This is a genomic window from Marinospirillum minutulum DSM 6287 (assembly GCF_000422325.1).
In the GTDB taxonomy this organism is placed as follows: Bacteria; Pseudomonadota; Gammaproteobacteria; order Pseudomonadales; family Halomonadaceae; genus Marinospirillum; species Marinospirillum minutulum.
Map to the genome: position 1 here is coordinate 347,399 of NZ_AULO01000008.1, position 22,122 is coordinate 369,520.

Here is a 22,122-nt window from a genome sequence, read left to right on the forward strand (position 1 = left end):
CTCCAATCAGAGAAAAGTTATTTAAGGCTTGGCTTTTTCATTTGTAAAAAAAGCTGCCGACTGAGTAAGGGTTTAGTGCCTAACAAGGGTGCTAAAAGTTGCCGTGTTAAGGCTTTTGCTGTTTGACGCGTTAGCTTTAACTGCCAGTTATCATCTGCTATTGCAAGCAAACTTGCACCTGTGTAAGTCACACTTGTGGGCTCAGTAACCCCTTTAATGGCTAAAAATCCCTGCTCGGGTAACCAGCGGTACAAACCCTCTTCGAGTAAAGGCTGCCCTAGGTTATCAGTAAATATTAATGGGTAGCCTAGGTGATCTAAGAGGCTTAACTCAAATCGCCGCAGAGCAGGTTCACGTTGATCCGCATTACTAAGTAGTTGTAACAATAGGGAATAATCACGAAAAAGAACAGGGCAAGCTTGACTTGTTAAGAGTAAACGACTTAATAGTTCATTAGCATAAAGCCCACAAACTAAAGCTTCGCCATTTAACCAGTGGGGTGCTGAAGTAGCTTCTAGCCCCACTAGGGTTTTTAAATCCTGCTTGCCGCTAAGTCTAACCAGCAAGGGAGTAAAAGGTTGTAGTAAAGGGCGGTAACGGCTTTTTTTGGTTCTTACGCCCCTAACTACAGCATTTATACGGCCATCTTCTAGGGTTAACAACCAAGCCAAAGCACTGGTTTCCCGATAAGGGCGGGAATGCAATAGCCAGGCGGGTTGATAATCACTGGCTTGCGACATAAGGTTTAATCTAATCCAGTATAGCCTAGGCTTTTTAAGGCACGAGCATCATCTGACCAGTTACTTTTGACCTTAACCCAGAGATTAAGCATGACCTTGCTATCAAAGGCTTTTTCCATATCTAGGCGTGCATCTCTGCCTATCAGTTTTAACTGACTGCCTTTATCGCCAATAATTATTTTTTTCTGACCTTCACGCTCAACCATAATTAAGGCATGAATATGCAATACAGCGCCCTGCTGTTTAAATTGTTCAATTTCAACTGTTGCTGAGTAGGGAAGTTCTTCTCCCAGCTGGCGCATAATTTTTTCTCTAACCAGTTCTGCAGCTAAAAAACGTAAGCTGCGATCAGTCACCTGATCTTCAGGATAAAAATGCTCGCCTTCAGGAAGGCGTTGCTCTATTTCTTTAACCAAAGAATCAACCTGCTTACCATTTAAAGCAGAGATAGGTAGGATCAATTCAAAATTTCGTTTTTTGCTAACTTCTTCAATAAAAGGCAAAAGGGTATTTTTATCTTCTAACCAATCAACTTTGTTAATCGCTAAAATTACAGGGCACTTTAAGTGAGTTAAGCGCTCTAGTACCAAGTCATCTTCTGGTGTCCACTTGGTGCGATCAACTAAAAAAACCACCAAGTCAACATCGCGTACTGCCTGCTTGGCTGCATCATTCATATAGTGGTTAATGGCTTTATCTCGCGAACCTTCCGCTAGGTGCATACCAGGCGTATCTACATAGATTGTCTGCACTTCGCCTTCGGTATGGATACCCATAATTTGATGGCGAGTAGTTTGTGGTTTTTTACAGGTAATACTTATCTTTTGCCCTAAAATACGATTAAGTAGGGTGGATTTACCCACATTTGGGCGGCCTACTAGGGCGACATAACCACAACGGCTGTTACTCATTTAACCTTAACCTCCAATGCCTGCAAAACCTTTTCAGCGGCTTCTTGCTCGGCGAATCGACGACTAGAACCTATGCCTAATGGTCGATAATCTAACTGTTCTATCACGCATTCAACTGTAAAAAGTTGTGCGTGGGCTTCACCTTCAACATGAATTACATCATATTGCGGCAGGGGTTGTTGACGTGACTGAAGGTATTCTTGCAAACGCGTTTTTGGATCTTTCTGAGTGTCATTTAAACTCATGGCATCTAGGCGTGCTGCAAACCAACTTAAAACCCTAGTTTTAGCTGCATCCATTCCTGCATCTAAATAAATTGCACCTATGACCGCTTCTAGTGCATCGGCAAGAATAGACTCTCGGCGATAACCACCACTTTTAAGTTCACCTGAACCCATTTGTAAGTAGTCACCTAATTTAAACTCTCTGGCAACCTCAGCTAAAGTAGTGCCTTTTACTTGACGCGCTCTAAGGCGCGATAGCTGCCCTTCACGAGCTTGTGGAAACCGCAGGTAGAGGTCTTCTGCAATAATAAAATTAACAATGGAGTCACCTAAAAACTCTAGGCGCTCATTATTATTATTACCAAAGCTGCGGTGTGTTAGCGCCAGCACTAACAAACTAGGGTCGTTAAAGGTGTGGCCTAAGGCTTTGGTTAGTGGTGTTAGATTATCTTTCACTCAGCTCACTCTATTGTACGAAGATCACCAAACTTGGGTAAGCTTAGTAATTTCGGCCAGTGCATCCACACGGCAAAAGCACGCCCCACTAGATTTTCTTCAGGAACAAACCCCATAACCAGTGGCGCACCACGATCATTGACATAACCAGGAATAATGAGGCAGCCAGTTTCATTATGTGGCTGACCTTGGCACCAAAAGCGGCTGTCATTACTATGGTCACGATTATCACCCATTACAAAATAATAGCCTTCGGGTACGGTTATTTCTGGAAAGTTAAAAGTAGGTTGTAGGTAGTTATAAACTGAATAACTCGCATCTGCCAAAGTTTCTTGCCACAGTTCTTCTTTTGGTGATTCAACCGGGTTCTTTTCTAGTAGCTGGCGACCAACTGGTTGCCCATTAATTACTAGCTGGCTATTGGTATAACTAATTTTATCTCCGGCAACACCAATAACGCGCTTAATATAGTTTAGACGCTCATCTAGAGGATAGCGAAAAACCACCACGTCGCCAGGTGACGGATTATCTACTTCAATAATTCGCTTATTCACAACCGGCAAACGCACGCCATAGCTGAATTTATTCACTAGAATAAAATCACCTATTTTTAGCGTAGGTAGCATGGAGCCAGAGGGTATTTGAAAAGGTTCAAATAAAAACGAGCGCAGCACCAGCACCAGAGCCAAGACAGGGAAGAAGGAGTTGGAGTATTCCACCAACAAACCTGGCTTTTTGTCTTGAAAGCGGTTAGCCGCACGGCGTTTTTTTAATACTAGTTTGTCTAGCAGCCAAACAAGCCCTGTCACTAAGCTTGCTAAGACTAGGATAAGAGAGAAATCCAGATGCATAAGTGATTTAGTTCCTAGTTATCTACTTGCAGTACAGCAAGGAAAGCATCCTGTGGAATTTCCACCCGACCCACTTGCTTCATACGTTTTTTACCAGCTTTTTGTTTTTCTAAAAGTTTCTTTTTACGGCTAGCATCACCACCATAACACTTAGCCAGTACGTTTTTACGCATAGCTTTTACAGTTGAGCGTGCAACAATTTGTCCACCCAAGGCCGCCTGAATTGCCACATCAAACATTTGCCTTGGTATAAGTTCTTTCATTTTTTCTACTAGGCTACGACCCTTGCTTACAGCTAGGTCGCTATGCACTATAAGTGCCAAAGCGTCGACTTTTTCACCGTTAATTAATACATCTAAACGGGCTAGCTTGGCTGCTTCAAAACGATTAAAGCTATATTCTAAGGATGCAAAGCCACGCGAAGCAGATTTTAAACGGTCGAAGAAATCAAGCACTACTTCAGCAAGCGGTATGTCATACACTAATTGTACTTGGCTGCCTAAATAGACCATATCGACTTGCATACCACGCTTTTCTGTACAAAGCGTTATGCAAGAACCCACCATTTCTTGCGGGGTAAGAATAGTACAACGTGCTATAGGCTCTCGCATTTCAGCAATAGCCGCTGGGTCTGGCATGTGCGTAGGGTTATCTACTTTTAGCACATCGCCGTTTTTCATTACGACTTCGTAGCTAACTGTTGGAGCAGTGGTCAGTAGGTCTAGGTTATATTCACGCTCTAAGCGTTCTTGAATAATTTCCATGTGCAGCATACCTAAGAAGCCACAACGGAAACCAAAGCCTAGTGCTTCTGAGCTGTCTGGTTCAAAAAACAGAGAAGCATCATTGAGCGATAGTTTATCTAGCGCATCACGAAACTCTTCAAAATCCTCTGCAGAAACGGGAAATAAACCCGCATAAACTTGGGGAGAAACCCTTTTAAAGCCAGGCAGGTTTTCTACTTCGGGCGTTTTAGCATGGGTTATGGTGTCACCTACAGGCGCACCATGAATTTCTTTAATGCCTGAAACCAAATAACCCACTTCACCCGCTTTTAGGCTACCAGTTTCAATTCGTTTAGGTGTAAAGATACCAACACCTGTGGCATCCCAAGTTCTACCAGTTGATTTAATTAAAATCTTGTCGCCTTTCTTTAGCGTACCGTTTTTAATACGCAGCAGTGAAACCACACCTAGGTAGTTATCAAACCAAGAGTCAACAATTAGTGCCTGCAAGGGTGCATCTATATCGCCTTCAGGTGGTGGTATTTGAGTTATTAAACGCTCAACCACGTCTTGAATACCTAAACCGCTTTTAGCGGAACAGCGTACTGCATCGGTGGCATCTATACCTATAACGTCTTCAATTTCTTGAGCAACACGTTCTGGATCTGCTTGAGGCAAATCCATTTTGTTTAAGACAGGCACTACTTCTAAGCCTTGCTCTATGGCTGTATAGCAGTTAGCAACCGATTGAGCTTCTACGCCCTGCCCTGCATCAACGACAAGCAAAGCACCTTCACAAGCCGCTAAAGAGCGGGAGACTTCATAAGAGAAGTCAACGTGGCCGGGTGTATCAATAAAGTTAAGCTGGTAAAGATCACCTGCTAAGGAGGTGTAATTAAGCGTTACACTCTGCGCTTTAATAGTAATACCGCGTTCGCGCTCAAGATCCATAGAATCGAGCACTTGCATTTTCATTTCCCGGTCGCTTAAACCTTCACAAAATTGAATAAAGCGATCTGCTAGGGTGGATTTACCATGATCGATGTGGGCGATGATGGAAAAGTTACGAATATGTTTAAGGCGCTTCACGTTCACCTGCATCGAAATTCAGATAAAAAACAGAGGAGGTAATACGACTAGCAGTGCTAAGGCGTATTACCCGAAAAAAGTGCGCTAAAGTTTACCTGATAAGCGCTAGCAAAGAAATGCTATCAAAAAAGTGATCGCTATTCATTTACACGTAAAGCAACAAAAAGTGGGCTGCCTCGTCTTACTAACCTAACGGCGACTGTTTGCTCAGCGGCTAATTCTTCTACTAGCTTAGCAAATTGTTTAGGGCTAACGATGTCTTTTGATGCAATAGAAACCAACACATCACCACGCCGAATACCGGCCGCAGCGGCGGCGCTTTCAGGGCTAACTTCCGCCACTTGCACACCATTAGTCACTGACCATTTTTCTTTTAAACCCGCGGGAATCACTTCAACTTTTAAGCCTAGTCTATCAGCTAGCACAGGTGCCGATTGTGTAGCGCCGCCTTTACTTAGCTGCATTTCATCTGGGCGCTCCCCTACTTTAATTGTTAATGTTTTTCGAGAGCCATCACGCAGCACTAAAAACTTGCCTTTGGCATTGGGGCGAATGCGGCCTACTGCGGGTGGTAAATCTGAGGAAGTATTAATGGTTTGCTCGTTAACCTGCAAAATAATGTCCCCAGCCATTAATCCACCTTTAGCACCGGGTCCTTCAGGGTCTACATTTGCGACCAATGCACCCTGAGGTTTCTTTAAACCAAAAGATTCTGCCAAGTCACGGTTTACATCTTGAATAGCTACGCCCAACCAACCACGGCTGACTCTGCCTTGGTCTTTAAGTTGCTCTGCTACTTCTAAAGCGACTTGCATAGGGATAGCAAAAGATAAACCCATAAACCCACCAGAACGGGTGTAAATTTGTGAGTTAATACCCACCACTTCACCCTCTAGGTTAAATAAAGGTCCACCTGAGTTACCGGGGTTAATGGCTACATCGGTTTGAATAAAAGGCACGTAGGTTTCATTAGGTAAAGAGCGCCCTTTAGCACTAACAATGCCCGCAGTAACTGAATGATCAAAACCAAAGGGTGAACCTATGGCTAGCACCCACTCACCTACTTTTAACTTATCTGAATTACCTACAGTCACAACGGGCAAGCCTTTAGCGTCAATTTTTAAAAGGGCTAAATCACTTGAAGCATCGCTACCAATCAATTCTGCTATTAACTCGCGGCGATCACTTAAACGCACAACAATTTCGTCAGCATTTTCGATTACATGGTTATTGGTTAAAATGTAGCCATCATCAGAAATAATAAAGCCTGAACCTAGTGATTGACGCTGTTGCTGCGAAGGTTCCTGCTCAAACCCTTCTGGCAGCTCCCCAAAAAAGTGCCTAAATATTTCTGGAACTTCTTGAGGAATACGTGAAGAACGTTTTTGAACTGTTTGCGTGGTACTAATATTAACAACAGCAGGCGCAGCCCTTTCTACCAACTGGGTAAAGTCAGGTAAATTAGCTGCTGATACAAAAAAAGAGCAAGCAAGTAATAAGGCTAGTAGCACAGCTTGTAAAGAAGCTCTTTTACTCAACATGAGTTAACTCCAAGTTGTTATTCGCTTTGGTTGTAGGGGAAGGGGTTAATTGTCTTAATAATTCAAGCTGATTAGCTAGGGCAAGTTTTCTTGCTATAAGCAAACCACTAGCCAAGCCAATCAAGGCTATTAAAAAGAGTAATAGCCCAGAAGTAATGCCTATAAACTCAGCTAGTAAAGCTGCTGCCAACAAGGTTATTAAGGGTAATAAAAATTGTAACACTGCTGCACGGTTTAATTTATTTGCGTTTATACCTAGTAAAATTCGATCACCAGCTTGTAGCGGTGTTTCTGTATGCAAGGTAAGGCTAGGCGAACGACGCATAAGCCAGCGCGACAAAATTCCTTGCCCGCAACCGCCTGCCAAACTGCATGAACCACAGCCTTGAGAAGCGCAAGCTTTAACCTGAACTTGTCCTTGATTTTGCTCTGCTATTACTTCTGCTTCTTGAGTTACCCAAGTCATGCTTCACTTCCTAGTTATTAACGCGAAGAAACAGGCGTAAAGTTTTGCTGCCTAGACGGTGGTGAACTAACAAGTGGTGAATAGGCTTGAACTTTATCGCTACAGGGTTTGCGTTGCAGTATTTCTACTGGAAAATCTATGGCTGTCACACCTGAAAAAATGGATGTTTGGCAGTCTGATGCAACCTGGCTGGCTTGCATTATTGGGCTAGTAATCGGGGGGGCTGCTTCTTGCGTAGCAAAAGAGTTAACAGAAGCATCACTCTCTTGGCTAAGATTGTATATTTGTGTACCCGTTATAACGAGTAGCGCAACCGATGCAGCTAAAGCGCCGCCACGTAGCCACTGACCAGGTTCTTGGCGCTTCTGGCTAGTGGAGGGTGTAATTGAACCAGCAACTAAGGTAGGTTCTTCTTTCTGGCTTGAAGTCTGGTTAAGCTCACTGGCTGCACCAGTATCAGTAAAACTAATACTTTCATCTTCTAACTGCTGCATAACAGCGGCAGAAATATCGACTTGTGCAGTTTTTGGGTTTTGCATACTGCGTAATTCGCCACGCAAAACGCCTTGTGCTAGATGATAGCGCCGCCACTTTTCACTCAACGCTTGGCTAGTTGTTGGTGAAGCCTGCATAGCATTAAGCAGGCGGGGCAGTTCTAAGTCATCACCTGCGCCATCCATAATTGAAGAAAGAGACTGGTGCAGCTTATCTGTCATGCCAGATACCTCATAAATAATAAACAATCACGCTTCCGGTTCTATCCTAGACAGTGAGTAATCCATTTGGTTTTACTTCATCACAAAAAATTCCATATATTTTTTGTGATTACTTTTCTGCCGTTGCTATTCTGCTACAGCATTTGGGTTTAATAAGGGTGCTATGGCTTTATCTATTGCTTCACGAGCACGAAAAATACGCGATCTAACAGTACCTACAGGGCACTGCATTACTTCTGCAATTTCTTCATAACTTAAACCTTCAAATTCACGCAGACTTATGGCCGTTTTTAAGTCATCAGCTAGTCGGTCGATAGTGCTAAAAATGCGTTCCTCTAACTCATCACGCATTAAATTAGATTCGGGTGAATCGTTATCTCTCATACTAGCTACTAGGCTAAAGTTTTCAGCATCTTCTACATCAACGTCTGTTCCGGGTGGGCGGCGACCCCTAGAAACCAAATGGTTTTTAGCAGTATTAATAGCAATACGGTACATCCAAGTATAAAAAGCACTTTCAGCCCGAAAATTACTGAGCGCACGATAAGCCTTAATAAAAGCTTCCTGTGCAACATCTTGCTGCTCATGGTGGTCGTTTACATACCGCCCTATCAGCGCAATAATTTTATGCTGATATTTTTTCACTAGAAGATCAAAAGCACGTTTATCGCCCTTTTGCACTCGTTCGACCAATCGCTGGTCTGTTTCCCTTGCGCTCGTCATTCAGGAACTCCAAGTTATTACGCAAACCAATCGAAGGATCAAGACTTGCCAGACAGGCTAAAATAGATATACCTTAGCACGGCTAAGCCTTACCAAGAAGCCCGAAGGCTATTGATCAACAAGCATTTATTTAAATTTAGGACCTCTACCTTATGCCTGCTTCTCAACATTATGATGTTGTTATTATTGGTAGTGGCGCAGCAGGCATGACTGCTGCACTACATCTGGCCAACACACATAAAGTTGCACTTCTCAGTAAGGCCAGCCTTAACCAGGGTTCAACACGCTGGGCACAGGGTGGCATAGCAACCGTTGTCGACCCAGAAGACTCTTTAGAAGCGCACATAGAAGACACGTTAATTGCTGGTGCGGGGCTTTGTCACCGTGACACAGTTGAGCTGGTAGTGAAAGAAAGCCGTAAAAGTATTCAATGGCTTATAGATCAAGGCGTTCCCTTTACTCCAGCTGAAGAAACAGCCGATACACTTCACAAATCAGAGCCATCACCCCTGCCCTACCATTTAACTCGAGAAGGTGGCCATAGTTTCCGGCGCATTCTACACGCAGATGACGCTACAGGTTTAGCAATTTCTGAAACCTTAACCGCTAGAGTGTTACAGCATTCCAACATTAGTATTTTTGAAGACCACCTAGCAGTCGATTTAATTACCCGTCACAAGCTAGGTTTAGCAGATCAAGCCTGTGTCGGTGTATATGCCTTAGACATTAAACTGGGCAAGGTACAAGCCCTAGCTGCTAAGGCGGTTATTCTTGCAACAGGCGGTGCTAGTAAGGTTTACCTTTACACTTCTAACCCTGACGGTAGTTCTGGTGATGGTATTGCTATGGCTTGGCGAGCTGGCTGTCCTGTTGCCAATATGGAGTTCAATCAGTTCCACCCCACTTGCCTTTATCACCCTAATGCTAAAAGCTTTTTAATTAGCGAAGCCTTGCGTGGAGAGGGTGCAAAGTTGACGCTACCCAACGGTGAACCTTTTATGCAGCGTTTTGACGCTCGCTGCGAGCTAGCACCTAGAGATGTAGTAGCTAGGGCCATAGACCATGAAATGAAACGCCTAGGCTTAGACCATGTTTGCTTAGATATTTCACACCAAGATGCTGATTTTATTCGTGGGCATTTTCCAACCATTTACCAGCGTTGTTTAGAGCTAGGCATAGATATTACTCAAGAGCCACTTCCTGTTGTACCAGCCGCCCATTACACCTGCGGAGGCATAGTAACCAATCATAAAGGCCAAACAAACATTCCTGGCCTTTATGCTATAGGTGAATGCGCTTTTACTGGTTTGCATGGCGCTAACCGCATGGCAAGCAACTCGCTTTTAGAGTGTGTGGTTTATGGACGACTAGCAGCAGAAGATTTATTAGACAAACTTGCCAGCTTTAAAGAAGCACCAGAACTAGAGGATTGGGACGAAAGCCAGGTTACTGATTCTGACGAAGACGTGGTTATTAGCCATAACTGGGATGAAATTCGCCGCTTCATGTGGGATTACGTAGGCATAGTTAGAACAGATAAACGGCTAGAAAGGGCGCAGCACCGTATTAAGCTCTTACAGTCTGAAATACATGATTACTACTCTAACTACCGTATTTCTAGCGACCTATTAGAACTACGCAACCTAGCAACCGTGGCAGAACTTATTATTCGCTCAGCGCAATTACGTCAAGAAAGCCGTGGCCTGCACTACACTTTGAACTACCCAGAAACTGCCGCAGAAGCACGCGACACTTTACTCACACCCGACCGCTGGTAACTAAAAACCTAATGCCAAGTACGTAAAAAACAACGTAGCTGATGATGCTCACTTGAACTCACTGCATCGGGCCAAAGCAACCAGGGCCAAGCGAGTGAACCAACAGGTTTAAAAACTAAAATAAAACGGCTAAATAAAACAGCAGGCGGCTGTAAAAGTTGCCGCTGCCCCCTAGCCAACTGCCAATAAAGCTTATTATCCTTTAGTAGTAGAGCAACAGGAGCAGCCGCCCCAAAAGCTTGGCGCCAACTCCACCAAGCGTGTACTAATAGCGGCGCTATAAGCCAGTTGGCTAGCCAGGAAGCGTGAGACAAAAGAATGGCGACTAGCCCCATATAAATGAGCAGGAAAAATATTCGCCCTAGTTTAGAGACCTTTATATTGATCCAAACTGCCATTTTCTGCATGATCAATAATTGCTTGAATAATAGGCTGCAAGCTAGGGTCGGTAGCTGGTTCGCGCCGCATTAACCAAAGAAACAAGTCTTGATCTTCCTCCTTTAGAAGCCGTTTATAATCAGACTGCAACGCCTCAGAAAGCTGATTTAAACACCCATCTAAAAAAGGCACTAGCATTAAATCTAGTTCCCACATGCCACGGCGACTTTGCCAATACATGCGGTTACGCTCAGTTATTGCAGCAGTTGATTCAGTAGAAGCAGGGGTGGTATCTGTCATATTGGCCTCAAAAGTCACTTTTACTATAAATTAAGCAAGCGCCAAGTCTAAGCGCAAACACTCAGTAAACCAAACACTTGTAGTTCTAACTCGCTAAATGCTTGTTTATAAGCTAGTTATTGTGTATTAAGTAAAAGGTAACTATGCTAGTTAAATCAAAAACCTAACACCCTAAAACGGAGTGAAAGGCGTGACTAAATCAGAACTTGTCGATCAAATTGCACTACGTAAAAACAACCTCAGCCTAAAACAGGTTGAATCAAGCGTTAAACTACTACTCGATTATATGACTGATACCCTAGCAACGGGTGGCCGTATAGAAATTAGGGGTTTTGGTAGTTTTTCTCTACACTACCGCGAGCCACGCAAAGGACGTAATCCAAAAACAGGTGAAAACGTACACCTTGCTGGTAAGTATGTGCCTCATTTCAAACCTGGCAAAGAGTTACGTGAGCAAGTCAATGCAGGCTAGCAACTTCATAACTAGGAAAAAGTATGAAACTCATTAAATCGCTTTTTAGCCTAGTACTGCTTTTAGCCATTTTGCTACTAGGTATTTGGTTTACCCTACGCAATCAGCAACCTGTTCCCTTAGACTTGCTTTTTATAAAGCTGCCAGAAAACAGCCTTGCACTCTGGTTAATTCTTAGTCTAATCACTGGGCTCTCCTTAGGACTAGTACTTATGCTACCTTGGTTAGCCCGTTATAAAGCAAAGCTACTCAGCAACGAACGTCTGCTCAAGCAGCAAAAAGAAGAGCTGCATAAGCTACGCACGCTTACTTTCAAAGCACCTGAATAACACCCTCTTACTAACGACAGACTGTTTATGCCACTGGAAATACTGCTATTTGCTTTACTGTTTATGGCACTCGCCTTAGGTTGGTGGCTAGGCCGTAAAGAGCGCCGTCGCCGTTCTCCACCGCCAGGCACTCTAGGCGAGCTAAGCCAAGATTATTTTGTTGGCCTAAATTACCTGCTTAATGAGCAGCCTGATGCGGCAATAGAAACCTTTATTAAAGCACTGGAAGTAAACTCAGACACCATAGAAACCCACATTGCCTTAGGCAACCTGTTTCGTTCACGCGGTGAGTCAGATAAAGCCGTACGCGTACACCAAAACCTCTTTGCCCGCCCCAGCCTTACTAAAGAACAAGCTGCTAGAGTGCAATTAGAACTGGCTAGGGACTTTATGGCAGCAGGTTTACTTGACCGAGCCGAACGGCTGTTAAGTGAGCTAACAAGCTTAAATAATGCTACTGGTAAAGCCAGTCAGCTATTACTGGTTGATTTATACGAAAGAGAAAAAGAATGGCAAAAGGCAATCCACACCATTTCTCCTTCTATGCTGAAAGAAAATCTGCACCTAAAAAAAGCCGCTGCCCACTATGCTTGCGAACTAGCAGCAATACAGCTGGGTAAGAAAAACTTTGTACCGGCTCGCAAGCTTCTAAAACAAGCTGCAGCTTTTGATGCTGCCTGCATTAGAGCAACCTTGCTTATGGCGCAGCTAGAATTACAAAGTGGCAGTGCCAAAGCCGCTATACGCATTTTATTACGCATACCTGAGCAAGACCCCAATTACATTCCAGTAATGCTGCAAACGTTGGTAGATGCCTACCAACTACTCGATCAACCCAAAGAGCTAGCCACCACCCTAGAAAAAATTCTCGTCGAGCATAACTACACCTCGGTACTTATTCACCTAGCAGAAGTGTTAAGAAAAAAAGGCAGGCACCAAGAGGCGCTAGAAAAAGTTGACCATTACATGCTTAGGCAGGGTTCACTTAAAGGCGTTGATTACTTAATTAATCTTTACTTAGATCAGGCTAGAGGCGATGAACGCGCCCACCTGCTAACCCTTAGAAACTTAACGTTTCAACTACTCGAGAAAAAGCCAGAGCACCAGTGCAGTAGCTGTGGCTTTACAAGTAAACAGCTTTATTGGCAATGCCCCAAATGCAGGGAATGGGGCAGTATTAAGCCAATTATTGGGGTAGAAGGCGAGTAATGGCTTCTAAAGCTTGGTTAGGGTTAGCTGCTTGGGTTATTGGGCGACCTATAACTAAGTGAGTGCTACCCGCTACCATTGCTGCTTCAGGTGTCATAATGCGCTGCTGATCATCGGTACTACTGCTTGCCGGTCTTATTCCAGGCGTCACCTTCAAGAACTCTTTACCTAACTTGGCTTCAAGCAAACTTGCTTCCTGCGCCGAACAAACCACACCATCTAACCCAGCCTGCTGAGTCAGTTGAGCCAAACTTAATACCTGTTCTTCTAGCGAACGCGCAATTCCTAGCTCCTGTAAATCAGCCTGCGACATACTGGTTAAAACCGTAACAGCAATTAACTGAGTTTTTAAGTTGTGTTTAACTAAGGTCTCTTTTGCTGCCTGCATCATGCGTAAACCACCACTAGCATGAACATTGACCATCCACACACCCTGCTCTGCCGCTGCTAACACTGCTTGAGCACAGGTGTTAGGAATATCGTGATATTTCAAATCTAAAAAAACCTCAAACCCACGCTGGTGTAGCCTTGTTAAAATTTCTGGTCCAGCTCGAGTAAATAATTCCTTACCCACCTTGACTCGACAAAGCTTAGAGTCTAGTTGATCTGCCAAAGCCAAAGCCTGCTCGGCAGAAGGAAAGTCGAGTGCAACAATAATTGGGCTCACACAGGCCTCCAATAAATCTGTCAAAAAAGGTAGTTAACCTACTAGTAGATTAACTCTTGAGTCGTATCAATAAACAAGGTGCTTCAGCAACATTTTTCTACTGGCTGAAGCGGCTCTCGGCTTCTAGGCTAAAACTGTCAGTTTAGCAAAGACTGATAATTTCAAAAACGAATCAAGAGGAATTAAAGATGCAGGGAAATTCTATCAAATTCAAAGGGCTAATTTGTGCTTTATTGCTACTTCTAGCCTTTAGTGGTGTTAGTTTTGCTGCTAGCCAACCCACTCCAGACAACCAAGAACAAAAGACCCTTCAACAATCAGCCGCTCGCATTAACATTAACCAAGCAACGGCAGAGCAGTTAAGTAGCCTACCGGGCATAGGCCCAGCAAAAGCAGAGGCCATTATTACTGCTCGAAAACAACAGGGTAATTTTACCAACTCAGCAGACTTACAAGCAGTAAAAGGAATAGGTAAAAAAACCGCAGCACGCCTAGAGCCTTTAATTAGCTTTTAGTCAAAAAAAAAGCTCACTTCAGGATAGAAGTGAGCTTTTGAAGCCTAGCTAAAAAATCTTAAATACGTAAAGCACCATCACACTCTACAACACGGCCTGAGAAGTAATCATTCTCTACTATGTAACGTACAGTATGCGCAATTTCATCTGGCTGGCCTAAACGCTTCAAAGGAATACCTGCAGTAATTTTACCTAGCACTTCTTCTGGCATAGCCGAAACCATATCCGTAGCAACAAAACCTGGCGCAATGGCACCCGTACGAATACCGTAACGAGACAACTCTTTAGCCCAAGCAACTGTCATGGCAACAACACCTGCTTTAGCAGCTGCATAGTTGGTTTGACCCATGTTACCAGCACGAGAAATAGAAGAGATATTAATAATAACGCCCTGGCTACCTAGCTTAATCATTTGGGCTGCCGCTTCACGACCACAAAGAAAAACGCCTGTTAGGTTAACATCCATTACCTGCTGCCAGTTAGCTAGGCTCATTTTGCCTGTAACTTCGCCATTTTTAGCTTTTACTAGCAAACCATCACGCGTAATACCCGCATTGTTCACTAGCACATCCAGCGAGCCAAAATCTTTAGCTATCTGCTCAAATGTACTCTCAACTACTGCTTCGTCAGCAACGTTAGCTAGGTAATAATGACCATCACCGCCAGCCTCTTTAACCAAAGCAAGTGTTGCTTTTAGCTTATCTTCATCCAAGTCAATCAGTGCAAGCCTTGCACCCTGCGCAGCTAAATTAAGCGCCATTGCTTGACCTAAGCCCTGTGCTCCACCAGTAATTGCAATGACTGCGTTCTTAACTTGCATAAATCACCTCGATCTTTTTTAGAATAATAAAAAACTTAGCTTATACTTACTTGTCCTAGTCAATATAACGCATCATCTCGCAGTTGCGAAACAGAAAAGTAAAACTTAACGAAAATAGTTGACCCAAGCGTCACCAACAACAAAATTTATTCGTGCACTTGAAGAAGCACACAAGCGTCACCACCTCTAATTTACAACCTTTCAAAACAAGGCTTAAAAAATGCCACTACTCTTCTTTTTATTAGTCTGGCCGTTAGCAGAAATTTGGTTAATGATCCAAGTAGGCCAGCAAACAGGCGCTTTTTCTACAGTATTACTGATTGTTGCTACTGCAGTACTAGGCCTAGTATTAGTACAACTTGAATGGCAACGCTTAATGCTGGTTATGCGAGAAAAAATAAACCAAGGTGAAGCAACCCTTGGTATTCTTCTAGAAACAGCCGCAGTAGGTTTAGCCGGTGTACTACTATTCATACCTGGTTTTATTTCAGATTTTTTAGGGCTACTTCTTCTACTTCCGTTTACACGTCAATTACTACTTCGCCCCTTGAAAAACAGAGGTCAAGGCACCACCTACCAAGAGCAGCAGAGTTATTACTACAAATCTAGGAGTAAAACTCAGCAGCAAGACAACCTAGAAGGTTCAGGACAAATTCTTGAAGGGGAATATCAAAGAAAAGATGACAAGGAACCTTGAAATTTTTTTCTTCATCCCCATTTAAGACCTGCAACATAATTTCTGCCTGTTCTAAAAAAGAGCAGGCAATCCGGCTAGCCGGAAAGGCAAGTAAAAACAAGCACAATGCTTAAACAACAAGTTGACCAATCAGGAGACATTCAGCAATGAAAATCCGTCCTTTGCACGATCGCGTAGTCGTTCGTCGTATGGAAGAAGAAACCACCACCCCTGGCGGCATTGTTTTGCCAGGCAGTGCAAAAGAAAAGCCTCAGCAAGGTGAAGTTGTTGCTATAGGTGAAGGTCGCTTTGTTGATGGTCAGCTGCGTCCACTGTCAGTCAAGGCCGGTGATAAGGTCATTTTTGGCAGCTACGCAGGCAGCACTATCAAAATTGATGGTGAAGAACTACTGATCCTGAACGAAAGCGAAATTTTCGGTGTACTAGAAAGCTAAGTGCTTTTTACCCCACACCCCTCTCTATCCAATACAGTTATTTAAGAACAGGAAACGAAAATGGCAGCTAAAGATGTACGTTTCGGTGATGACGCTCGTAAGCGCATGGTTACCGGTGTAAATATTCTAGCCGATGCAGTAAAAACCACCCTAGGTCCTAAGGGTCGTAATGTTGTACTAGACAAGTCTTATGGTTCACCTACCGTTACTAAAGATGGTGTATCCGTTGCGCGTGAAATCGAACTAAAAGACAAGTTCGAAAACATGGGCGCACAAATGGTTAAAGAAGTAGCCTCCAAAGCCTCTGATGAAGCGGGTGACGGTACTACGACTGCAACCGTTTTGGCACAAGCCATCGTTAACGAAGGCTTTAAGGTTGTTACTGCGGGTATGAACCCAATGGACCTTAAGCGCGGTATCGACAAAGCGGTAACCGTAGCCGTTGAAGAAATTAAAAAATTAGCTAAGCCTTGCTCAGACACCAAGTCTATTGCCCAAGTAGGTACTATCTCTGCGAATGGTGATACACGTATTGGTGAAATCATTGCTAATGCAATGGAAAGAGTCGGCAAAGAAGGCGTAATCACCGTTGATGAAGGCCGTGGCTTTGAAGACGAGCTAGAAGTGGTTGAAGGTATGCAGTTCGACCGTGGTTATATCTCACCTTACTTTGTAAACAATCAGGATAATATGTCTGCCGAAATGGAAGACCCCTACATCCTGCTAGTTGACAAAAAAATCTCTAACATCCGTGAGCTATTGCCAGTATTAGAAGCAACTGCTAAAAGCGGCAAGCCTTTGCTAATTATTGCTGAAGATATCGAAGGCGAAGCAATGGCAACGCTGGTTGTTAACAACATGCGCGGCATTGTTAAAGTTGCTGCAGCTAAAGCGCCTGGTTTTGGTGATCGTCGTAAAGCAATGCTACAAGACATCGCTATCTTAACTAACGCTACCGTTATTTCTGAAGAAGTTGGCCTAAACCTAGAAGAAGCAACTATCGAACACCTAGGTACAGCTAAGCGCGCAGTGCTAACCAAAGAATCAACCACCATTATTGATGGTGCGGGTAGCCAAGATGATATCGAATCACGCGTTAAGCAAATTCGTGCACAAATGGAAGACACTACTTCTGACTACGACCGTGAAAAACTACAAGAGCGCCTAGCTAAATTAGCTGGTGGTGTTGCTGTTATTCGCATCGGTGCTGCTTCTGAAATGGAAATGAAAGAGAAGAAAGCCCGCGTTGAAGATGCGCTTCACTCTACCCGTGCAGCAGTTGAAGAAGGTGTTGTACCTGGCGGTGGTACTGCTTTAATTCGTATTCTTGAAGCAGTTAAAGCAGTTAAAGGCGACAACGAAGACCAGAACCACGGTATTGCAATTGCTCTCCGTGCAATGGAAGCACCCCTACGTCAAATCGTTACTAACGCTGGCGAAGAAGCGTCTGTTGTGGTTGCTAAGGTTAAAGAAGGCACAGGTAACTTTGGTTACAATGCCCAAACCGGTATTTACGGTGACCTAGTAGAAATGGGTGTACTTGACCCAGCTAAAGTTACACGTACTGCACTACAGTCTGCAGCCTCGGTTGGTGGTCTAATGATTACTACCCAGTGCATGGTTGCAGATCACCCTGAAGAAAACCCAGCTGCTGGCGGTGGCATGGGCGATATGGGTGGCATGGGCGGTATGGGTGGCATGGGCGGTATGATGTAACCCCTAGCAACCCTAAGCTTTACCAGCGCTAAGCGCTAAACAAAACCCCGATGTAAAAATCGGGGTTTTTTATTTGAATGCAAGTCTCAGCAACTAATGCCTAGCTGTGGCAGAATAGACAGCTCCTTCCCTAGCTTTATAGAGGCCTTAATGACACCATCTCTCGTTTGGATAATTTTAGGTATCTTTTTAATTCTGTCTGAACTCGTTGCTACCAGCATAGTGGCTGTGTTTCTTGGCTTAGGTGCCCTAGCAACCGGCGCTTTACTTTACCTAGGTATTATTAACAGCCTAACACTACAACTGTTAGTATTCAGTGGTATTAGTCTACTTAGCCTAGTGATTGCACGTCGTCGACTTAAAACACTTTTTGTCGGCGACACTATCCAAAAAAACCAACACTCAGACTTTTTACAACAAGCCATAGGTCAGCGCGTTAAAGTTGTGACTAGCTTTGAGCAGGGCGCAGGTCGAGTAGAGCTAAATGGCGTACAATGGACAGCTTACAGTGAAGAAGCTTTAAGTTCCGGCGATACCGCTTGGATTACCCACAATGAAGGTATAGCGCTTTACGTTACCCGCAAAAAAAGCACCAGCCCTTCAAATTAAAGCTTAATAAGGATTTTTTATGAATTTCGATTTCGGTACAATTTTAGCCTTAGGTATTGCACTCTTTGTCATAATCACCATCTTAAAAACGGCACGTATTGTTCCTCAGCGCAGTAATTTTGTAATAGAAAGATTAGGTAAATTCAGTCGCACCCTAGATTCTGGCTTCCATCTACTCGTCCCTTTTATTGACAAGGTAGCCTACCAACACACGCTAAAAGAAGAAGTTATAGATGTTGAGCGTCAGGCTTGTGTGACCAAAGACAACATTCAAGTGGGCATTAACGGCGTGATGTACATTCAAGTGATTGATGCCCATAAAGCCAGCTACGGTATTAATAATTACCGTTATGCAGCCTCTCAGCTAGCGCAAACAACCATGCGTTCTGTTATAGGCCAAACCGACCTAGATAAAACCTTTGAAGAACGCAGCAAAATTAACGAAGAAGTGGTTAGAGCACTCGATGAAGCTGCGGCACCTTGGGGTATAAAAGTATTACGTTACGAAATTTCTGATATAGAACTACCTGCCAGCATTAAAGATGCCCTAGAGCAGCAAATGCGTGCCGAACGAGAAAGGCGTGCCGCCATCGCCAAATCAGAGGGTGAGCGCCAATCTATGATTAACGTTTCTGAAGGTCACAAACAAGAAGTTATTAATATGTCAGAGGCAGAAAAACAAAAGCAAATTAATGAAGCCGAAGGGCGTGCTAAAGAAATTGAATTGATTGCCAGTGCTACCGCAGAAGGTCTGCAAAAAATAGCCCTAGCCATTAAAGAAGAAGGTGGGCATGAAGCCATGAACCTACGCATTGCCGAACAATACGTAAAAGAGTTTGGCAACCTAGCCAAAACAAACAACACCATGATTATCCCTGCTGAGCTGGCCAATATTGGTGGTGCAGTAGCTGGTTTAAATACAATTCTTCAAGCAAAAGCCACAAAATAAGCCATGACACAATACGATGCTCGCGCAATAGAAGTGCTTACCGGCCTAGACCCAGTTCGCAAACGTCCAGGCATGTACACAGATACCACTCGCCCTAATCACCTAGCGCAAGAAGTGATAGACAACAGTATTGATGAAGCCCTAGCAGGCCATGCCAACCTAGTTACTGTTACCCTGCACGCTGATAACGCTATCAGTGTACGAGACAATGGTCGGGGTATGCCCATAGATCTTCACCCAGAACATGGTGTTTCAGGTGTTGAGCTAATTCTTACCCAGCTACATGCAGGCGGTAAATTTTCTAACAGCAACTATGAGTTTTCGGGTGGTTTGCATGGTGTTGGTGTTTCGGTAGTAAACGCCCTATCAGAAAACCTTGAAGTGATTGTTCGCCGTGATGGCAAAATTAGCCGCATTACCTTTGCTAAAGGCGAAAAAACCAGTGAGCTTGAAGTGATAGGCAACTGCGCTAAAAAAGACACAGGCACAGAAGTTAGGTTTACTGCCGAAGCCAAGTATTTTGATAGCCCTCGCTATGCAACAACACGGCTCAAGCACCTACTAAGAGCCAAGGCTGTTCTTTGCCCTGGCCTTACTGTTATTTTTATTAACGAACAAGAAAAAGACCCAAAAACTGGCGAAAGCTTAAAGCTAGAATGGTTGTACAGCGACGGTTTAAGTGATTATTTACAGCAGGCTTGCCACGGTTGGGAAACCCTACCCGCCACCCCTTTTCAGGGTAGTTTTAAAGCCAAGCATGAAGCGGTTGACTGGGCGATAGTTTGGTATCCAGAAGGCGGCGAGCTAACCCAAGAAAGCTATGTCAACTTAATCCCCACAGCCCAAGGCGGAACTCATGTTAATGGTCTACGCAGTGGCTTATTAGATGCCTTGCGTGATTTTTGTGAATACCGCAACCTACTGCCACGGGGCGTTAAACTTGCACCCGAAGACTTGTGGCACGACTGTAGCTATGTTTTGTCACTAAAAATGCAAGACCCGCAATTTTCTGGGCAAACCAAAGAACGCTTATCGTCTCGCCAAAGTGCAACCTTTATTAGTGGCGTTATCAAAGATGCCTTCTCACTCTGGCTGAATCAGCACACCTTAGATGCCGAACGCCTTGCCGAACTGGTACTTAGCCGTACTAATCAACGTTTAAGAGCGGCTAAAAAAGTAGTCCGTAAAAAAATTACTCAAGGCCCAGCCTTGCCCGGCAAACTAGCCGATTGTACCGGTCCTGACACAGCCCGTAGTGAACTATTTTTAGTGGAAGGCGATTCCGCTGGTGGTTCAGCCAAGCAAGCAAGAGATAGAATCTTTCAGGCTATCTTGCCGTTAAGAGGTAAAATTCTTAACACCTGGGAAGTTGATTCATCAGAAATTCTAGCCTCACAAGAAGTACATGACATAGCCGTTGCTATTGGCATGGACCCAGGTTCAGAAGATTTAAGCGGTTTACGCTATGGTAAAATTTGTATTCTTGCCGATGCTGACTCAGACGGCCTGCACATAGCCACGCTAATTTGTGCTTTATTTTTACGTCACTTCCCTGCTTTAGTTGATAACGGCCATGTCTTTGTTGCCATGCCACCCCTCTACCGCATTGATTGCGGTAAAGAGGTGTTTTATGCGCTAGATGAGAGTGAAAAAGATGCAGTTTTAGATCGTTTAAGTGGCCGTAAAGCCAAAATAAACGTACAGCGTTTTAAAGGCTTGGGTGAAATGAACCCTTCGCAATTACGTGAAACAACCATGGCACCAGAAACTCGCCGTTTAGTACAGCTGGTGCGTGAAGAGGGTGACCAAGCAATGGAACTGCTCGATATGCTTTTAGCTAAAAAGCGCTCTCCTGATCGTAAAAACTGGTTGGAATCAAAAGGTGACCTAGCTGAGGTATAAACCTCAGCTAGTTGTTATTCTGACGTTGGCTGCTGTTGCGACTTTTTACCTGGCTTAATGTCTCTGCCTTTAATTATTTTTACAGGCAAAGTGCTATACGCACGAATAATGCCGGGGCGACCAACAGTTGCAGGCACACTCACTTGGTTGGAAGTTTGCTCATCAGAATCTGGGTAGCTACTACGGTCAATTTCATTACCCATCAAGAAGTTGGCTATAGCGTACATATCTGACTGAGAAATTTTAAACGTATCTAAACCACCGTACATTTGAAACTCACGCTTTTTATAAGCCACAAAAGTACGGTTAATGCTTTGCGTTAAAGCTTCTACAAAAATAATATTCGACTGATTAATGCCCGTACCAATAATGGTGCTTTTAAGTGCCTGAATAAACAACACATCAATGGGCATATTTTCGAAGGTACGCTGACTTCCTTTGCTACGTGTCAGTAGAATGTCTAAATTTTGACTTAAATCATCTCGTAAATTTTTACTAAGGTGCTTGTAGAGTTCCACAGGGTTTTGCATGGCAATTTCTCTACCCTTAACATTCCTGCTCCACTCACCTCGGTAGTTAACCTCAATTTTGCCATAAATTGCCCGACTACTAATCAGCGTAATGCCATAGCTATGCAAAACAACATGGTCAACATTGATGGTGCGTTCTTCATCAAAAGGCATACGAATATCATTTAACAACAATACATCTTCATTGTTTTTAAAGGCATTACGTAGGCGTGTTGCTGCTTCCGCACAGGTTTCTTCTGAGCGAGAATCAGCATCTGGGCGGTGCACATAGTCTTTTAAAATCATTACAAGTCTCCCTGACTGCAGGTTTAGCAACCAATATTGAACTGATTATAACCAGTGACCTAGCTAACCGATAGCCACTGCAACAGAAGG

25 protein-coding genes are annotated in these 22,122 nt (G+C 43.8%); 11 read left to right on the forward strand and 14 right to left on the reverse strand.

Annotated elements, in window-relative coordinates; translation table 11 throughout:
* Positions 1-17: 17 nt before the first annotated feature.
* From recO to rpoE, 9 genes are all read right to left on the reverse strand, one after another.
* Positions 18-740 (reverse strand): DNA repair protein RecO, encoded by a 723-nt coding sequence (gene recO / locus H571_RS0101670; RefSeq protein WP_027847785.1) that lies wholly within the window; start codon positions 738-740, stop codon positions 18-20.
* 5 nt (positions 741-745) lie between these two features.
* Positions 746-1,651 carry a GTPase Era gene (gene era, locus H571_RS0101675; RefSeq protein ID WP_027847786.1) on the reverse strand — a complete coding sequence of 302 codons (906 nt, stop codon included), beginning with the start codon at positions 1,649-1,651 and terminating at the stop codon, positions 746-748.
* On the reverse strand, positions 1,648-2,331 hold the full coding sequence (rnc, locus tag H571_RS0101680) for a ribonuclease III (protein WP_027847787.1): 684 nt from the start codon (positions 2,329-2,331) through the stop codon (positions 1,648-1,650). The genes era and rnc overlap by 4 nt, the downstream gene beginning before the upstream one ends.
* A 5-nt stretch (positions 2,332-2,336) precedes the next feature.
* Positions 2,337-3,176, reverse strand: a complete 840-nt coding sequence (lepB, locus tag H571_RS0101685) for a signal peptidase I (protein WP_027847788.1) — start codon at positions 3,174-3,176, stop codon at positions 2,337-2,339.
* A gap of 20 nt (positions 3,177-3,196) precedes the next feature.
* A complete protein-coding gene (gene lepA / locus H571_RS0101690) occupies positions 3,197-4,996 on the reverse strand; it encodes a translation elongation factor 4 (RefSeq protein WP_027847789.1) in 1,800 nt (599 codons plus the stop codon).
* Positions 4,997-5,133: 137 nt separating this feature from the next.
* A complete protein-coding gene (locus H571_RS0101695; protein WP_027847790.1) occupies positions 5,134-6,537 on the reverse strand; it encodes a DegQ family serine endoprotease in 1,404 nt (467 codons plus the stop codon).
* The gene (locus tag H571_RS15395; RefSeq protein ID WP_051168066.1) at positions 6,527-7,003 is read right to left on the reverse strand and encodes a SoxR reducing system RseC family protein; all 477 of its coding nucleotides are present in this window, start codon (positions 7,001-7,003) and stop codon (positions 6,527-6,529) included. The genes H571_RS0101695 and H571_RS15395 overlap by 11 nt, the downstream gene beginning before the upstream one ends.
* A gap of 17 nt (positions 7,004-7,020) precedes the next feature.
* Positions 7,021-7,719 carry a sigma-E factor negative regulatory protein gene (locus H571_RS0101705; RefSeq protein ID WP_027847791.1) on the reverse strand — a complete coding sequence of 233 codons (699 nt, stop codon included), beginning with the start codon at positions 7,717-7,719 and terminating at the stop codon, positions 7,021-7,023.
* Positions 7,720-7,845: 126 nt separating this feature from the next.
* Positions 7,846-8,442 carry an RNA polymerase sigma factor RpoE gene (gene rpoE / locus H571_RS0101710; protein WP_027847792.1) on the reverse strand — a complete coding sequence of 199 codons (597 nt, stop codon included), beginning with the start codon at positions 8,440-8,442 and terminating at the stop codon, positions 7,846-7,848.
* A 152-nt stretch (positions 8,443-8,594) separates the two neighbouring features.
* Here rpoE and nadB point away from each other — a divergent pair, with 152 nt between their 5' ends.
* On the forward strand, positions 8,595-10,220 hold the full coding sequence (gene nadB, locus H571_RS0101715) for an L-aspartate oxidase (protein ID WP_027847793.1): 1,626 nt from the start codon (positions 8,595-8,597) through the stop codon (positions 10,218-10,220).
* Positions 10,221-10,228: 8 nt separating this feature from the next.
* Here nadB and H571_RS0101720 read toward each other — a convergent pair whose 3' ends face one another.
* Complete coding sequence (locus H571_RS0101720) at positions 10,229-10,627, reverse strand: protein YgfX (protein WP_156887823.1); 399 nt, start codon at positions 10,625-10,627, stop codon at positions 10,229-10,231.
* Positions 10,587-10,898, reverse strand: a complete 312-nt coding sequence (locus tag H571_RS0101725; RefSeq protein ID WP_036217078.1) for an FAD assembly factor SdhE — start codon at positions 10,896-10,898, stop codon at positions 10,587-10,589. Before H571_RS0101725 ends, H571_RS0101720 begins: the two co-directional genes overlap by 41 nt.
* A gap of 190 nt (positions 10,899-11,088) precedes the next feature.
* Here H571_RS0101725 and H571_RS0101730 point away from each other — a divergent pair, with 190 nt between their 5' ends.
* The 3 genes from H571_RS0101730 to lapB are packed head-to-tail and all read left to right on the forward strand — an operon-like array spanning position 11,089 to position 12,908.
* On the forward strand, positions 11,089-11,370 hold the full coding sequence (locus H571_RS0101730; protein WP_027847796.1) for an integration host factor subunit beta: 282 nt from the start codon (positions 11,089-11,091) through the stop codon (positions 11,368-11,370).
* A gap of 23 nt (positions 11,371-11,393) precedes the next feature.
* Positions 11,394-11,699: a LapA family protein gene (locus tag H571_RS0101735; protein ID WP_027847797.1), complete on the forward strand. Its 306-nt coding sequence runs from the start codon at positions 11,394-11,396 to the stop codon at positions 11,697-11,699.
* Between the two features lie 27 nt (positions 11,700-11,726).
* On the forward strand, positions 11,727-12,908 hold the full coding sequence (lapB, locus tag H571_RS0101740) for a lipopolysaccharide assembly protein LapB (protein WP_027847798.1): 1,182 nt from the start codon (positions 11,727-11,729) through the stop codon (positions 12,906-12,908).
* Here lapB and pyrF read toward each other — a convergent pair.
* Positions 12,886-13,575 (reverse strand): orotidine-5'-phosphate decarboxylase, encoded by a 690-nt coding sequence (pyrF, locus tag H571_RS0101745; protein ID WP_245562304.1) that lies wholly within the window; start codon positions 13,573-13,575, stop codon positions 12,886-12,888. The genes lapB and pyrF overlap by 23 nt on opposite strands.
* Before the next feature lie 188 nt (positions 13,576-13,763).
* Here pyrF and H571_RS0101750 point away from each other — a divergent pair, with 188 nt between their 5' ends.
* On the forward strand, positions 13,764-14,090 hold the full coding sequence (locus H571_RS0101750) for a ComEA family DNA-binding protein (protein ID WP_036217082.1): 327 nt from the start codon (positions 13,764-13,766) through the stop codon (positions 14,088-14,090).
* A gap of 58 nt (positions 14,091-14,148) precedes the next feature.
* Here H571_RS0101750 and H571_RS0101755 read toward each other — a convergent pair whose 3' ends face one another.
* On the reverse strand, positions 14,149-14,910 hold the full coding sequence (locus H571_RS0101755; protein ID WP_027847801.1) for an SDR family oxidoreductase: 762 nt from the start codon (positions 14,908-14,910) through the stop codon (positions 14,149-14,151).
* Between the two features lie 220 nt (positions 14,911-15,130).
* On the opposite strand from H571_RS0101755, the gene H571_RS13855 reads away from it, so the two are divergent.
* From H571_RS13855 to parE, 6 genes are all read left to right on the forward strand, one after another.
* On the forward strand, positions 15,131-15,607 hold the full coding sequence (locus H571_RS13855; protein ID WP_051168067.1) for an FxsA family protein: 477 nt from the start codon (positions 15,131-15,133) through the stop codon (positions 15,605-15,607).
* Between the two features lie 146 nt (positions 15,608-15,753).
* Positions 15,754-16,041, forward strand: a complete 288-nt coding sequence (locus H571_RS0101765) for a co-chaperone GroES (protein WP_027847802.1) — start codon at positions 15,754-15,756, stop codon at positions 16,039-16,041.
* A 60-nt stretch (positions 16,042-16,101) separates the two neighbouring features.
* Positions 16,102-17,757 (forward strand): chaperonin GroEL, encoded by a 1,656-nt coding sequence (gene groL, locus H571_RS0101770; protein ID WP_027847803.1) that lies wholly within the window; start codon positions 16,102-16,104, stop codon positions 17,755-17,757.
* Positions 17,758-17,907: 150 nt separating this feature from the next.
* Positions 17,908-18,366, forward strand: coding sequence for an NfeD family protein (locus H571_RS0101775; RefSeq protein ID WP_027847804.1), 459 nt, complete (start codon positions 17,908-17,910; stop codon positions 18,364-18,366).
* A gap of 19 nt (positions 18,367-18,385) precedes the next feature.
* Positions 18,386-19,315, forward strand: coding sequence for an SPFH domain-containing protein (locus tag H571_RS0101780; RefSeq protein ID WP_027847805.1), 930 nt, complete (start codon positions 18,386-18,388; stop codon positions 19,313-19,315).
* 3 nt (positions 19,316-19,318) lie between these two features.
* Complete coding sequence (gene parE / locus H571_RS0101785) at positions 19,319-21,217, forward strand: DNA topoisomerase IV subunit B (protein WP_027847806.1); 1,899 nt, start codon at positions 19,319-19,321, stop codon at positions 21,215-21,217.
* A gap of 14 nt (positions 21,218-21,231) precedes the next feature.
* Here the strand turns inward: parE and H571_RS0101790 are convergent, their stop codons facing one another.
* A complete protein-coding gene (locus tag H571_RS0101790; RefSeq protein ID WP_027847807.1) occupies positions 21,232-22,032 on the reverse strand; it encodes a nuclease-related domain-containing protein in 801 nt (266 codons plus the stop codon).
* Between the last annotated feature and the right edge of the window lie 90 nt (positions 22,033-22,122).